Below are 14847 nucleotides of genomic sequence, written 5' to 3' on the forward strand. Positions count from 1 at the left end.
ACCGCTTCGTTTGCGGTCTCTTATGCTGCGAGCTGGCCATTCAGGTGTTCGTTGCGGACTTCGTGCGGGGTCCGGTAGCCGAGCCCTGAATGGATTCGTCTGCGATTGTAGAAGAGTTCGATGTAGTTCGCAACATCCTCGCGGGCTTTCTTCCGTGTCGGGTACACGGTGCGGTAGACGCGCTCGACCTTCAACATGGAATTGAACGATTCGGCCAGAGCGTTGTCGTAGCAAATGCCGGTCCTGCCGAGCGAAGCGCGCATCCCGAGCTGCTTGATCTTCGCTGAGAAGTCAGTCGATGTGTACTGCGTCCCGCGATCTGAGTGAAGGATGCAGCGGTCGGCGAGATCGTGATTCCTGGCGGCCATGTCGAGCGCGTCGGTGACGAGTTCGGTGCGCATGTGGTCGGCGAGTGCGTACCCGATGACTTCTTTGTTGAAGCAGTCGATCACGGTCGCCAGGTACAGCCATCCCTCCCAGGTGTGGATGTAGGTGATGTCGCCGACCAGCTTCGTTCCCGGCGCGTCGGCGGTGAAGTCGCGGCGCACCAGGTCTGGGGTGGCCGGCCGGTCGTCGCCCTGGATAGTGGTGATCTTGTACGGGCGCGGCTGGCACGGCACCAGGCCCAGCTCACGCATCAGGTCACGGACCAGCTCGGGCCCGGTCTGCTCGCCGCCGCGGAGCAGCTCGGCGTGGATGCGCCGGTACCCGTAGGTGCGGTCGTTGTGGTCGAACAACGCCTCGATCTTGAGCTTCAACTCCTCACGCCGCCGCGTGGTCGCCGACGGTGGCCGGTCCCGCCAGTCGTAGTAGCCGGACCTGGACACACCCAGCCAGGTGAACATCTGCTTGAGAGACGGAGCGTCGTTGACATTGTCGGCGCTATTGTGCGCGTACTCGGCGGCGATGAACTCGTACTTCTCGCTCACCGCTGCTCCTTCGCGAAGTACGCGGCAGCTTTTTTCAGGAACGCGAGCTCCATCTCCTGGTCTCGCGTCCGCCGTCGCAGTTCGGCCAACTCCGCACGTTCGGACAACCCCAGCGGCGGCTCGTCGCCGACGTGGTCCTCTCGGTACTTCTTCACCCAATTGCCGAGAGTGGTCTCACCCACGCCGATCTCACGCGCCACATCGGCAATACGACGGTCATTCTCGACCACCAGTCGAGCAGCCTCTTCGCGGAACTCAGGCGTGAATGTTGCCTTCTTCCTCGCCACGAACACTTCTCCTTTCCGGATCGGACCTTATGAGGTCCGCAGTCCGGAAAGTGGGAGGCACGCCAGTGATCACCGCGTGAGTCTGCTGCGCGGTATGGGTGGCGTTGCTGTCGTCGGAACGACAGTGCTGCCGCCCAGTAGGTGCAGTGATCCCACACAGTGCTGCCCGAGGCGATCGATGTGAGATCACTGCGGAGACGATGCGGCAGAACTGTCGCGGGAGCGACAGTTCTCTCACACCGAAAACGCAGCAATCCCACATCGTTTCGCCAGCCCAACGAACGCCACCCAGAAAGACACCACGCCGCCGCGGACCGCCGCCACACTCCCCCCGTCCCCCTGATGGATGCCCGCGCTTGACCGTGGGGTCGCGGGTCAAGTCCAAGCCCCCTGACCACAACCCAAGAGCACCCAGCAGCCGGGCGCGGACTTGAGGCGCGACCCCACGGCCAAGAAAATCGGGCATCAGGGGACGGGAAACGCCGCGAACGCGGCGAACACCCGGGCGCGACGGCGTGACGCATCCGGCGGTTCCGCAGGTTGCGAATTAGCTTAGGCGTACCTTACGTTGCTGCGGTGACCATTTCGCCCACTCTGCCCGTCGACGGGCTCGCCGCGCGCGACGTCGACCTCGCGTACGGGCGCGACGTTGTCGTGCGGGCCGCGTCGATCGAGCTGCGGTCCGGCATGGTCACGGCGCTCATCGGGCCGAACGGCAGCGGCAAGTCGACGCTGCTGCGGGCGCTGGCCCGGCTGCACCTGCCGTCCGCCGGCGCCATCAGCTTCCACGACGGCACCGACGTCCTCAGCCTCGACCCGCGCGAGCTGGCCCGGCGCGTCACGCTGCTCGCGCAGAGCCGGAGCACGCCCGGCGGGCTGTCCGTCCGCGAGCTGGTCGAGTACGGCCGGCACCCGCACCGCGCGCGGTGGAGCGGCCGCGACCCGGGCGCAGACGAGGCCATCGCCCGGGCGATGTCGCTCACCGGCATCGAGGCGCTGGCCGAGCGGCCGGTACAGGCGCTGTCCGGCGGGCAGGCGCAGCGGGTGTGGCTGGCCAGCTGCCTGGCGCAGGACACCGGCCTGCTGCTGCTCGACGAGCCGACGACCTTCCTCGACCTGCGCTACCAGATCGAGATCCTCGACGTCGTGCGCGAGCTGGCCGACGACCACGGCATCGGCGTCGGCCTGGTGCTGCACGACCTCGACCAGGCGGCCGCCATCGCTGACCGCGTCCTGCTGCTCGAGGGCGGCACGGTCACCGCCGACGGTCCCCCGCCCGAGGTGCTGACCCCCGAGAACCTGAGCCGCGCGTACGGCATCCGCGTCGAGGTCGACGTCGATCCGGTCGACGGCCGCATCTCCACCCGCGCCGTCGGCCGGCACAACGACGTCCGGCCGCGCGCGACGGCCTGAGGCCCGTTCCACCCCATCGAACCCACGATCACGAGGTACACCATGAGAAGAGCGCGCGCCCTCGCGGGCCTGTCCGTCGCGTTCGTGCTGCTCGCGACCGCCTGCGGCACGACGGAGGACTCGTCCGACGACTCCACTGAAGCCGGGACGACCAGCGACCCGACGTCCGACGGCGACGGCGGTCCCGGCGGCGGCGAGACCGCCGGCGGGCCGATCACCGTCACCGACGCCCGCGGCGTCGAGGTCACATTGGACGAGCCCGCCGTGCGGGTCGCCGCCACCGAGTGGAACGCCGTCGAGAACCTCGTCTCGCTCGGCGTCATGCCGGTCGGGGTGTCCGACATCCAGGGCTACGACAACTGGGTCAGCAGCGCGCCGCTCGACGACACCGTCACCGACATCGGCACCCGCGGCGAGCCGAGCATGGACACCCTCGCCACCCTCGATGTCGACCTCGTGGTGGTCACCGACAGCCTGATCGAGGGCGCCATCGAGCAGGTCGAGGCGACCACGCCGGTCGTCGTCATCCCGGGCGGCGACGTGCAGGACAACATCGGGCAGATGTTCGCGAACCTCGACCTGATCGCCGAGCTCACCGGCACCCAGGACCGCGCCCAGGAACTGCGCGACGAGTTCGACGCGAAGGTCGAGGAGGGCGCGGAGGCCGTCGAGGCGGCCGGCGCCACCGGCGACCAGGTCGCCTTCGCCGACGGCTGGATCGACGCCGGCAACGTCAGCGTCCGCCCGTTTGCCGACGGCTCGCTGGTCTCCGACGTCTTCGCCGAGATCGGCCTGGAGAACCCGTGGGGCCTGGAGGGCGACCCCGCCTACGGCCTGGCTCAGGCCGACGTCGAGGGGTTGACGGCGCTGCCGGCGGACGTCCGCTTCTGGTACATGGCCAACTCCGCCGACGGTGGCGACCCGTTCGCCGACGGCCTGGCCGGCAACGCGATCTGGGAGGCGCTGCCGTTCGTCCAGGCCGGCAATGTCGTCCGGTTCCCCGACTCGCTGTGGCAGTTCGGCGGCCCGACGTCGATGATGCAGTACGTCGACGCCGCCGTCGACGCGCTCGGCTGAGACGGTCCCGCAAGTGAGGTCCGGCCGCCTGGGCGTGGTCGCCGTCGGGCTCGCGGTGCTGATCGCGGGCCTGGCGGTCGTCCACCTCATGCAGGGCACCGCGCAGGTCGGCGCCGGCGAGGTGCTGCGCTGGGCGGCCGGACGCGGCGGCGATGACCAGGCCGGCGCGATCGTGCTGGCCTCGCGGCTGCCGCGGCTGCTGGCCGCGATCGTCGTAGGGGTCGCGCTCGGTGCCGCCGGCGCGGTCATGCAGTCGGTGTCGCGCAACGTCATGGCCTCGCCCGACACGCTCGCCGTCAACGCCGGTGCGCACTTCGCTCTGGTCGCCGCGGCGACGGCCGGCGTCACGCTGCCGCTGCTGGGCGGGGCCGGGCTGGCCTTCATCGGCGGCCTGGGCGCGGCGGCGCTGGTGCTGGCGCTGTCCGGGCTCGGCGGTTCCGGCGCGGTGCGGCTGGTGCTGGCCGGCACCGCCATCGCGCTGGCGATCCAGTCGACGACCAGCGCGATGATCATCCTGTTCTCCGAGGAGACCCGCGGCCTGTTCGCGTGGGGCGAGGGATCGCTCGGGCAGAACGGCCTCGGCGGCGTCCAGACCATCGCGCCAGTGGTCGCCGTCGTGCTGGCCGGGCTGCTGCTGCTCGGCCGCAAGCTCGACCTCGTCTTCATCGGCGACGACCACGCCCGCATGCTCGGCGTCAACGTGCGCCGGGTCCGCGCCGGCTCGATCGTGCTCGCCGTCATGCTGTCCGGCTGCGCCGTCACGCTGGCCGGGCCGATCGGCTTCGTCGGCCTCGCCGCGCCCGCCGTCGTGCGGCTGGCCACGCCGGTCGTGCCCGGGCTGCACAGGCACGCCGTCCTGTTGCCGGTGTCGGCCGCGACCGGCGTGCTCATGCTGCTCGCGGCTGACGTCGGGCTGCGGGCCGCGATCGGGTCGCAGGGCGCGCTCGAGGTGCCCACCGGCGTCGTCACCACGATCCTCGGGGCGATCTTCCTCATCGCGCTGGCCCGGCGCATCCGCGCCGCCGACACCGTCGGCGAGCCGCCCGCCGCAGGGGTGCGCGGCGGCGTGACGCGGCGCCGCTTCGGCCTGGTGCTGGGCACGATGGTGGTCGTGACGATCGCCGTCACCGTCGGCGGCACGCTGCTCGGCGACTCCGTGCTGCTGCTCGGCGACGTCGTCAACTGGCTGTCCGGGCAGGCCGGGCCGATCGTCAGCACCGTCATGGACACCCGGCTCCCCCGCGTCGTCGCCGGGCTGCTGGCCGGCGCCTCGCTGGCGCTGGCCGGCGCGATCATCCAGTCGGTCGCCCGCAACCCGCTGGCCGAGCCGGGCATCATCGGCGTGGCCGGCGGCGCGGGCGTCGGCGCCGTCACGATGATCACGCTGGTGCCGCTGGCCGGCTTCTGGGCGCTGGCCGGGGCGGCCGGTGCCGGCGCGGCGCTGGCCGCGACGCTGGTGTTCGCGCTGGCCGCGCGGGGCGGCTTCGCCAGCGACCGGCTGGTGCTGATCGGCGTCGCGGTGTCGGCGGGCGCGCAGTCGCTGATCGTCGTGCTCATCACGCTCACCGACCCGTGGAACGAGACCAAGGCGCTGACCTGGCTGGCCGGGTCGACCTACGGGCGCTCGTTCGAGCACCTGGTGCCGATGTCGCTGGCGGTCGTCGCGGTGATCCCGCTGCTGTACGGCATGCGGCACACGATGGACCTGCTCTCCGTCGACGACCACACGCCGCGGGTCCTCGGCGTGCACGTGCCTCGGGCCCGGCTGGCGCTGCTGGCCGGCGCCGTCCTGCTGACCGGCGCGGCCGTCGCCGGCGTCGGCGTCATCGGGTTCGTCGGGCTGGTCGCGCCGCACGCCGCCCGCGCGCTCGTCGGGCGGCGGCACGGGCGCATGCTTCCGGTGGCCGCGCTGCTCGGCGCGTCACTGGTCTGCCTGGCCGACGCGCTGGGCCGGACGGTGATCGCGCCGGCCCAGCTGCCGGCCGGGCTGGTCACCGCGATCGTCGGCGCGCCGTACTTCGTCTGGCTGCTCTACCGCACCCGGGTACGGGGGAATACCGCGCCGCGGCGGCTGAGTTGGCGTGGACATGCCACTCAGCGGAGAGTACGTACCGAGCACGCGTAGCCGGTCCCGCAAGCAGACCGAGCTGTACGAGGAGTCCGGCGGGACCGTGGCCGAGACCCTGCGGGGTCAGCCGGTCATCATCGTCACCTCGGTCGGCGCCAAGACCGGCAAACTCCGCAAGACGCCGCTCATGCGGGTCGAGCACGACGGCGAGTACGCCGTCGTCGCCTCCGACGGCGGCCAGCCGGCGCACCCCGTCTGGTACCACAACCTCGTGGCCAACCCGCATGTCGAGCTGCAGGACGGCGACCAGAAGCACGACTACCTCGCCCGCGAGGCGACCGGCGACGAGCGCGCCCTCTGGTGGGCGCGCGCCCTCGAGGTGTGGCCCGACTACGCGGGCTACCAGACGAGGACCAGCCGGGTCATTCCGGTGTTCGTGCTGACCCGGCTGGTCGACTGACGGGGCGTTTCCTCCGGCGGCCGGCGGGTAGGAGCCAGCCATGACCACCGACCAGGCCGACCGCCCCACCGAGTTCCCGCCGCAGCAGCAGGAGCCGCCCGGCTCGACCGCGGCGATGACCCCGACGCCGGACCACGGCGAGCAGAGCTACCAGGGCTCCGGGAAGCTGACCGGGCTGCGCACTCTGATCACCGGCGGCGACTCCGGCATCGGCCGGGCGGTCGCGCTCGCGTTCGCGCGCGAGGGCGCCGACGTCGCCTTCACGTACCTGCCCGAGGAGCGCTCCGACGCCGACGCGACGGTGGGGCTGGTCCACGACGCCGGACGCCGCGGGTTCGCCTACGTCGCGGACCTGCGCACGCACGACGCCTGCGTCGAGGTCGTCGCGCGGGCGGTCGGGGAGCTCGGCGGCCTGGACGTCCTGGTGAACAACGCCGGCTACCAGATGGCCCGCGAGGGCGGCATCGAGAGCATCGACCCCGAGCGGCTGGACCGCGTCTTCAAGACCAACCTCTACGCGCTGTTCTGGATGACGCAGGAGGCCGTGAAGCACCTGAAGGCCGGCGGGTGCATCATCAACAACTCGTCGATCCAGGCCTATGACCCGTCGGTGTCGCTGCTGGACTACGCCTCAACGAAGGCCGCGATCAACAACGCCACCGTCAACCTGGCGGCCGAGCTCGGCCCTCGCGGCATCCGCGTCAACGCCGTCGCGCCCGGCCCGATCTGGACCCCGCTGCAGCCGGCCACCCAGCCGCCGGAGAAGGTCGCGAAGCTCGGCCAGGACACCCCGCTCGGCCGGGCCGGCCAGCCCGCCGAGGTGGCGCCGGCCTTCGTCTTCCTCGCCTCCCCGCGGGACGCGAGCTACGTGTCCGGCACCGTCCTCGGCGTCACCGGCGGCAAGCCGGTCTTCTGACCACTCAGGCGCCGGCGCCGATCAGGGCGTCCCGCCCCAGACGACCTGGCCCGTCGCGGCCGCGAGCTCGCAGCGTCCGTCGAGCGAGCAGCGCACCAGGCTGTGGGTGGCGCTGGCCTCGTCCCAGACCTCGAACACGAGGCTGCCGTCGCTCTCCCAGGTGATGTTCCCGGGCCCGGTGTCCGCGACCGTGAGCACTGGCTCGCCGGACCGCGCGTCGAGTACGACGACCGAGCGCGGCACGTCCAGCTCGCCGTCGACCCCCGCGCCGATCCTCTCCGCGTCCTCGAACTCCTCTGCGCCGGGCAGACCCGGTGCGGCGATGACCGCGAGGTGCCGCCCGTCCGACGAAAAGGCCTGGGTGCCGACGTAGTGGTCCGGCGAGACCGTCCAGAGCAGCTCGCCGGTGAGGGTGTCGACAACGCCCGGCGCGGTGTCCGCGGCCTCGTTCGGCGGCGTCAGCACGGCCAGTTCGCCGCCGGGCGCGACCGTGTTGGTGAATCCGTAGTCGGTCCACGGAGTGACGGTGTCGGCGGCCGGGTCCCAGAGGAAGATGCCCCCCGGTGCGTTCGTCGCCTTGTCCAGCACGATGCGGCCGTCGGGGAGGAAGCCCTTCGCCACGCCGACGGAGCCCTCGGCGCCCGTCTGCTCGCGCTCGTACACCACGTCCCCCGTCCGCGCGTCGGCCACGCGGAGCAGCGTGCGCCCCGGGCCGTCGCCGGGCCCATGGGTGGCCCAGTCGTGCACCGCCCAGGCGATCATGGTGCCGTCTCCGGAGACGGCCACGTCGTAGACGGCGCCGTCGTCCAGGACGGTCCGCTGACCGTCGCGCGAGATCAGGGCGAGCTGGTTCCCGTCCGTGTTGTCGACGCCGGACTCGACGAACAGGACCACGAAGCCGCCTGCGACCTCGGACAACGCCCGGAATCCGCTGAAGTCGCCCTCGAGCGGGACCTCGACGTCGCCGCTGTGCAGCACGCCGTCGGCGTACCAGGGCACCGAGGGCGCGGGCCCCGCGGGCAGTTGGTCGACATCGACCGTGATGGGCCCCGCCGGGGCGTCCTGGCCCTGGTCCTCTGCGGGCTCGCCGGCCGCCGGGCCGACGGTGTCCAGGTCGGGGCCGTCGGTGGCGAGTGGGTCGGCGACGACGAACATCGTCCCGGCGGCGACGGCGACGACGGTGCTGCCGGCGGTCGCAAGCCGGACCTTGGCCCGGCGCCTGCGCGCCTCACGGAGCACGGTGTCGGCGAGGCCGGCTCGGGGCGGAACCCGCAGCGCGAGATCGTCCAGGGCATCGCGCATCTGGTCTTCGAGCATCATGCTGAGGCCTCCTCAGGAGTGGGCAGAGCGGCGTCGGCGGCCAGCTCAGGGGCGAGCACGCGCACCCGGGCCAGCGCCCGGGCGGTCTGACTGCGGACCGTGCCGACGGAGCAGCCCATGATCTCGGCCACCTCGCGCTCGGGCAGGTCCTCGTAGAACCTGAGCACCAGGACGGCCCGCTGCCGGGCCGTCAGCCGGAGCAGCGCCTGGCGCAGGTCGAGCCGGTCGTCGACCTGGCCGGCGCCGTCGCCGACGGAGCGGTCCGGCAGGTCGGCGACCGTGTCCTCGCGGACGATCTTCCGGCGGCGCCAGCGGCTGGCGTGGTCGTGATAGATCGTGCGCCGGACATACGCCTCCGGGTTATCCACCTTGTGCCAGCGGCGCACCAGCTTGACCAGCGCGCCCTGGACGAGGTCCTCGGCCACGTGCAGGTCACCGGTCAGCGCGTAGGCGGTACGCCGCAGCGCCAACGAGCGGGACTCGACGAATTCCCGGAACTCGCTCTCGGCTCGAGAATCCATCTCGTCCCTCTCGTCGGCGCTGCTTCCTCACTCACAGACGCACGAGCAGGGGTTCACTATGTCAGTCGCGGTCGCCGCCCTTGTCGTCGTCGTGGTCGTCATCGTCGCGGTCGTCGTCATCGTGGTCGTCGTCGCGGCCGCTGTTGTCGTCGTGGTCGTCATCGTCACGGTCGTCGCGGTCGTCGTCGACGTCGACGCGGGTGATCTCGCCGGAGACCGCGTCCACGCGGACGTCGTGCTCGACGCCGTCGAGGTGGATCTCGACCTTCCACTCCAGCCGGCCGTGCTCCCACTCGCGCTCGACCTCGGTGACCGTGCCGCCGCCGACGTGCGCCAGCGCGATCTGCTCGGCCTCGCCGCTGCCCATCTCGGCGCCCGTGCTCGGCGCGCTGGTGGCAGTGTCGTCGGGCGACGGCGAGTCGTCAGGCGTCGCGGAGGCCGACGGCGACGGCGTGTCGTCCGGCGTGGCCGAGGGCGTGGCCGAGGCCGACGGCGAGGGCGAGTCGTCCGGCGTCGTGGACGGCGACGGCGTGTCGGTGACCGACGAGCGCGGGCCGCTGTCGACGTCGTCGGTGCTGACGGCGTACGCGACGCCGCCGGTGATGAGCAGGGCGGCCGCGGCAGCGGCGGCGGAGACCAGTCGGTTCCGGTTCATGATGGCTTCCTTCCTAGTGCGGTGCGATGCCACCACGTTCCCGCCGGCCGCCCTAGCGCCGCGCTGGGCGACGGTTAACGCCCGGCTAAGCCTCCGGCCCGGTGCCGAGGTCGACGACGACGGTGAGGCCGCCGCTCGGCGGGCTGTCCAGCCGCACACCGCCGCCGGACTGTTCGGCCGTCCGCCGGACGATGTCCAGCCCCAGGCCGCTCGACCCGGACCCGCTGACGCCGCGCCGCAGCACGCCTGTGGTCTGGCCGGACGGCAGCCCCTGCCCCTCGTCCGCGACGACCAGCCGGGCGCCGCCGCGGTCGCGCGGCTCCAGCCGCACCGTGAACCCCGTCCCGTTCGGGGTGTGCGCGAACACGTTGCCGAGCAGCGCGTCGACGCACGCCTCCAGGTCGCCGCGGGCCAGCGCGACCGGCAGCGGGCCGGGCGCGACGTCCACCGTCAGCTCGCGGTCGGTGTCCTCGGCGAGCACCGCCCAGAACGCGGCCCGCTCGCGGACCACGTCGGCGGCGTCGGCCGTCACCCCCTCCGGGCCTGTGCCGCGCCGCCGGGCCTGCTGGATGACGTCGGTGACCGCCCGGTCGACGGCGTCGACGCTCGCGACGATGCGCTCGGACTGCTCGCCGGCGGGCAGCGCCTCGGCGTCCATCCGCAGGGTCGTCAGCGGGGTGCGGACGCGGTGCGAGAGGTCGGCGATGGTCTCGCGCTCTTCGCGCAGCAGGTCGGTGATGCGCCCGGCCAGCCCGTTCAGCGCCGTCGCGGTGACGCCCAGCTCGCCCGGCGCGGACGGGTCGGCGCGCGCGTCCAGCTCGCCGCGGCCGAGCCGGTGCGACACCGCCGCGAGGTCGGTCGCGCCGCGCACCAGCCGCCGGCCGAGGCGGTCCGCGACGACCAGGCCGACCAGCAGCAACGCGACGCCGAGCCCGGCCAGCGCCAGCCAGGCGCGGGCGACGCCCTGGCGCAGCTCCGCGTCCGGGACGAACGTGCGGATGACGCCGACGCTGGTGCTGTCCGGTCCGTCGACGGCGAACACGATCTCGCGACCGCCGTCGGCCTCGGCGGACGCGCTGGAGCCGCGTTCGGCCAGCTCGACCAGCGGCGACCGGTCCGCCTCGGCGCCCAGCCGCTCACCGTCAGGCAGGAACACCGTCACGTCGAACCGGGACGTCGCGTCGACCTGGGCGACGGTGAGCGCCAGCGGGTCCCCCTCCGCCGTCGCGACCACCGACGTCAGCGCCTGCGCCTCGACGGTGGCCGCCTGCACCGCGCGGTCGGCGGCGACGTCGTTGACCAGCAGCGCCAGCGGCACGAGGAAGGCCACCAGGACCAGCGTCGTGGTGGCGGCGACGAGGACGAGGAGCCGGCGGCGCACCTGCTCAGTCCTCCGGCGCGGCCAGCCGCACCCCGACGCCGCGGACGGCGTGCAGGTAGCGGGGCTCCTGCGCGGTCTCGCCGAGCTTGCGGCGCAGCCAGGACAGGTGCACGTCGACGGTCTTGTCGGCGCCGCCGTAGGGGAGCTGCCAGACCTCCGTCAGCAGTTCGCGCTTGCTGACCACCTCGCCGGCGCGGGCGGCCAGGTAGTGCAGCAGGTCGAACTCGCGCGGCGTCAGCTCGAGGCTGGTGTCGTCGAGCGCGGCCTCGCGGGAGCGCGGGTCGACCCGCAGGCCGCCGACGGTGACCGCCTGGTCGCGCTGCTCCTCGCCGCCGCGTCTGAGCACGGCCCGGATGCGCGCGTCCAGCTGGGCGACGCCGAACGGCTTCGTCACGTAGTCGTCCGCCCCCGCGTCCAGGACGGCGACGACCTCGCTCTCGTCGTCCCGCGCCGTGGCGACGATGACCGGGACATCGCTGACGCCGCGGAGCATGCGCAGCATCGCCGTCCCGTCCAGGTCCGGCAGCCCCAGATCCAGCACGACGACGTCGGGCCGGTCCCCCACCGCCTGCTCGAGCCCCGCCATCGCCGTCGGCGCCGATCGCACCGCGTGGCCGCGCTCGGTCAGCCCGCGGATCAGCGCGGACCTGATCGTCGCATCGTCCTCGACGACGAGTACCTGGGCCATGGCAGACAATCCTCTACGTGTCGGGCCTCGCACGACCCGTTCCGCTCTCCATACGCCTTGCGGTCTCGACCGACGACTCGCGGGAGCCTCCGGCCCCCGGTCATCGCCGGTGTGCAAGGCCCTCCACAGCGACCCTAAGCCACCGGCGGCCGCTCACCTGCCGGTTCGCCCCTCCCCGGGGCGTCCGTTGAGGTTGCCTTAGCCGTCCCTTAACCCGGCCGGAGGGCAGCGTCCAGGAAGCGACGAGACCGGTCCCGCTCCTTGCCGAGCACTTCGTCGACCTTGACCCAGTCGATCTCGTCCGCGAGCTTCGCGTCGCTCAGTTCGCTGGACGACGTGATCAGCCGGTCCTCCAGCCCGAAGAGACCCAGCAGGGACTTGAACCTGGTCAGGCCGCGGTTCCCGTTCGCGTACACGATGAACGGCTTCCGGAAGAGGATCGCGAAGACGCTGCCATGGAACGAGTCGGTCACCACGAAGCTCGCGTCCCGGAACGCGGCCAGCCACGTCTCGATGGGGGGCACCACGATCGAGTCCCACGTCGCCGCGCCGGGCCCGGTCCGGTCGAGGCCGATGCGGACGGCGTAGTTCAGCCGCTCGGAGACCCGGCCGATCTCGAGGCCGGCGACCTCCGCGCCGACGAAGGCCGCCACCTTGCCGACGACCCGGTCCTTGTCCTCGTTGGCGTCGAGAACGTAGGTGAAGACCCGGCCCCCGCCGGAGGGCGCGTCGTCCGCCATGACGTCGGCGTAGTCGGACGGATCGAGCAGCATCGTCGGGTCGAGCACCTGCTCAGCGATCACCCCCAGCCGGTCGCGGCACAGCGCGACCCCGCTCTGCTCTCTGACCGACACGGCGTCGAATCGCTGAAGCAGCTCGGAGCACCGCCGGGTCTGGCTCTCGGACAACTCCCACTCGTCGACGCCGAAGGACGCCGCATAGGACAACCTCGTCACGTCCCAGTTCTCCGCGAACGAGAAGAAGACGTTGTCGAACGACTGGGACGTCACGATCTCGTAGGCCGGGCGCCAGATCTGGTCGCTGCCGACCACCAGCGCGTCGAACCCGTCCCGCCCCGAAGGGTCCAGGTCGGCCAGCGCGACGCTCTGCTCGAGGTGGTCGTCGACGAACCGCCGGGTGTTCTCGCGCGTGCGACGCACCAGGTCGTCGCGCTCCCGGAGGCCGCGCCACGAGAGCTTCTTCCTGAGCAGGTAGGCCGCGCGCAGTCCGTCGACGTAGCCCATCGGCTTCTTCGTGGCCGGGAATCTCGGCCAGCCGTCCCGGTCGATGAACCAGACATCGTGACCCTGTCGTTCCAACACCCTCTTCAGCGCGAATGCCTGAACGATGCCGCCATAGTTGACGTTCAACGGAAGGGTGATGATCCCGACCTTCATGTCGCTCCCCTTCGATTCCACCGAACCGATGACCGTGTCAAGCTAGCCGGAGACGAGCCGAGTGACGAGACGGCGTGTTCTGCCGCCATCTATCACCAAGCGAAATAGTCGTTTCGTGAATTGAATCTACCGCAGGCGCCGGATGGGAAGACCACTGCCTCGCCTTAGCCTCGATCCACCGACCAGCTTGGTGACGTCGTCTGGTTTCAGGCGAGGTGGTTGTGATCACGTTGGGTGTGAGTGAGTTGCCGGTCTGCCCGGCTTTCCACTGGGGTTCCTTCTCGTGCCGGCGGGGGCTGGTGGTCAGGTGTGTGTCGTGGCGGGCCGGGGGAAGAGGGCGTTGTAGAGCGTGGACCACGCGGTCTGCCAGGGCCAGTTGGTCGGCAGGTGCAGGGTCAGACGCCGGGCGGAGGTGGCGATCCGGGCGGGGACGGTGATGAGTTTGCGGCGGATCGTCGCGGTGGTCGCCCTGGTCAGAGTGGGGGTCTTGGTCAGGGTCGCGGCGGCGCGGGTGAGGTTGAACGCCATGACCGCGCAGACGAGCCAGGCCGCGTTGGCGTTGAACACCCCGGAGGGCAGGTGGGCCAGCGCGGAGGCCTTGAGGTCGGCGTGGACGTTCTCGATGACCGCGTGGGCCCGGTGGGTCTGGTCCGCGGCGACGGTGTCCATCTCGGTGGTGTCGGTGGTGGTGAAGAAGGCGTGGAAGCGCCAGGAATCGAACAACGTGTCCTGGCCTTCGCTGTTGCGGGGGTTGAGATCGGGGATACGGCGGACCACGAGCCGGCCGGGGATCTGGTCGGTCTTGTTCTTGGAGGTGAACGCGGTGAAGGGAACCTCGGCGACCTCGGCACGAGAGTTCCATGTTCTGGTGGTCTCGTCGTAGACGGCGTCGGTGTATTTGATCGTGGTCCAGGCGGTCTCGGCGATGCCGGCGATGGCGCGTTTGACCGCCGGGTCCATCCGCACGGTGATCGAGACGTTCGCGCCGGCCTTCAACGCTGCGGTGACCAGGGCGTGGGAGTAGAACGCCGAGTCCGCCCGGACCAGCACGTCTCGGCCGGCCAGGTGGGTGCGGCGGATCAGGGCGAGGGCGTCGGTGGCCAGACGCGTCGCCCCGCGTGGGGACCCGGCCGAGCCGTTGCGCAGGCGCTGGGCGGCGATCACCGGCGCGAAGGTCTGGCTGGAAACGGTGGCCAGCACGGCGTTCAGGCCCCGCACCCCGGAGTACCCGAACCCCGCGCCCTGCTTCTGATAGCCGTGTACCTCCACGATGGTGTCGTCGATGTCGACCATCACCGTCGCGGTGTCTGCGGTCTCGCCCAGCAGGGCCGTGCGCTGGGTCAGGTTGATCAGAAACCGAGAGGCGATCGCGTCGGCTTGGCGGACATGGCCGAAGGTGAAGGCGCGCAGGAACGAGCCAAGTGTGGAGGGGGCGTAGATGCCGGCGAAGACCTTCCCCATCGCGCCGTGGCGTAGCAGGGCCATGTCGTCGATGCTGTCCGCGCCGGCGGTCATGCCGGCGACCAGGCCCGACAGCTTCAGCCCGGCGTTGGCGCCCTTGTCCGTCGGCACGCTCAGGTGCTCATCGCCCAGCTCGCGCAGCCGTGCCTCGCCGGCCAGGGCCATCGCCGGGACCAGGCCCGCCGACGACACGAGGTTGGGCTCATCGAAGGCCGCCGAGACGACCGGTCGGGTGTGAGAGAGTTGCATCTACGAGATGCCCTTCTTGAGCTGG

General features: G+C 71.6%; 13 protein-coding genes. 5 read left to right on the forward strand and 8 right to left on the reverse strand.

Going from position 1 to position 14847, the window contains the following annotated elements:
* Positions 1-20: 20 nt before the first annotated feature.
* Positions 21-1216 (reverse strand): IS3 family transposase gene (locus BLV05_RS31275; protein ID WP_407717070.1). Its coding sequence is split into 2 segments (ribosomal slippage): positions 21-955 and positions 955-1216, totalling 1197 coding nucleotides; the frame shifts between segments, so codons are not numbered across the junction.
* 576 nt (positions 1217-1792) lie between these two features.
* Here BLV05_RS31275 and BLV05_RS31280 point away from each other — a divergent pair.
* The 5 genes from BLV05_RS31280 to BLV05_RS31300 are packed head-to-tail and all read left to right on the forward strand — an operon-like array spanning position 1793 to position 7150.
* A complete protein-coding gene (locus BLV05_RS31280) occupies positions 1793-2629 on the forward strand; it encodes an ABC transporter ATP-binding protein (protein ID WP_046773043.1) in 837 nt (278 codons plus the stop codon).
* Between the two features lie 42 nt (positions 2630-2671).
* A complete protein-coding gene (locus tag BLV05_RS31285; RefSeq protein WP_046773044.1) occupies positions 2672-3706 on the forward strand; it encodes an ABC transporter substrate-binding protein in 1035 nt (344 codons plus the stop codon).
* Positions 3707-3719: 13 nt separating this feature from the next.
* Positions 3720-5831, forward strand: a complete 2112-nt coding sequence (locus tag BLV05_RS31290) for an iron ABC transporter permease (protein ID WP_046773045.1) — start codon at positions 3720-3722, stop codon at positions 5829-5831.
* Complete coding sequence (locus tag BLV05_RS31295; RefSeq protein WP_046773046.1) at positions 5794-6234, forward strand: nitroreductase family deazaflavin-dependent oxidoreductase; 441 nt, start codon at positions 5794-5796, stop codon at positions 6232-6234. The genes BLV05_RS31290 and BLV05_RS31295 overlap by 38 nt, the downstream gene beginning before the upstream one ends.
* A 40-nt stretch (positions 6235-6274) precedes the next feature.
* The gene (locus tag BLV05_RS31300) at positions 6275-7150 is read left to right on the forward strand and encodes an SDR family oxidoreductase (RefSeq protein ID WP_046773047.1); all 876 of its coding nucleotides are present in this window, start codon (positions 6275-6277) and stop codon (positions 7148-7150) included.
* Positions 7151-7171: 21 nt separating this feature from the next.
* Here the strand turns inward: BLV05_RS31300 and BLV05_RS31305 are convergent, their stop codons facing one another.
* From BLV05_RS31305 to BLV05_RS31335, 7 genes are all read right to left on the reverse strand, one after another.
* Positions 7172-8470 carry a WD40 repeat domain-containing protein gene (locus BLV05_RS31305; RefSeq protein ID WP_046773048.1) on the reverse strand — a complete coding sequence of 433 codons (1299 nt, stop codon included), beginning with the start codon at positions 8468-8470 and terminating at the stop codon, positions 7172-7174.
* Complete coding sequence (locus tag BLV05_RS31310; RefSeq protein WP_046773049.1) at positions 8467-8991, reverse strand: SigE family RNA polymerase sigma factor; 525 nt, start codon at positions 8989-8991, stop codon at positions 8467-8469. Before BLV05_RS31310 ends, BLV05_RS31305 begins: the two co-directional genes overlap by 4 nt.
* 61 nt (positions 8992-9052) lie before the next feature.
* Complete coding sequence (locus BLV05_RS31315; protein ID WP_052763224.1) at positions 9053-9646, reverse strand: PepSY domain-containing protein; 594 nt, start codon at positions 9644-9646, stop codon at positions 9053-9055.
* 85 nt (positions 9647-9731) lie between these two features.
* Entirely contained in the window at positions 9732-11027 is a 1296-nt protein-coding gene (locus BLV05_RS31320) for a sensor histidine kinase (RefSeq protein WP_046773050.1), read from the reverse strand.
* Between the two features lie 4 nt (positions 11028-11031).
* Positions 11032-11715, reverse strand: coding sequence for a response regulator transcription factor (locus BLV05_RS31325; protein ID WP_046773051.1), 684 nt, complete (start codon positions 11713-11715; stop codon positions 11032-11034).
* A gap of 209 nt (positions 11716-11924) precedes the next feature.
* Positions 11925-13112, reverse strand: coding sequence for a polysaccharide pyruvyl transferase family protein (locus BLV05_RS31330; RefSeq protein WP_046773052.1), 1188 nt, complete (start codon positions 13110-13112; stop codon positions 11925-11927).
* A 303-nt stretch (positions 13113-13415) separates the two neighbouring features.
* The gene (locus BLV05_RS31335) at positions 13416-14822 is read right to left on the reverse strand and encodes an IS1380 family transposase (RefSeq protein ID WP_083421331.1); all 1407 of its coding nucleotides are present in this window, start codon (positions 14820-14822) and stop codon (positions 13416-13418) included.
* Positions 14823-14847: the final 25 nt, after the last annotated feature.

Origin of the sequence: Jiangella alkaliphila, from assembly GCF_900105925.1 — a bacterium.
Lineage (GTDB): Bacteria > Actinomycetota > Actinomycetes > Jiangellales > Jiangellaceae > Jiangella > Jiangella alkaliphila.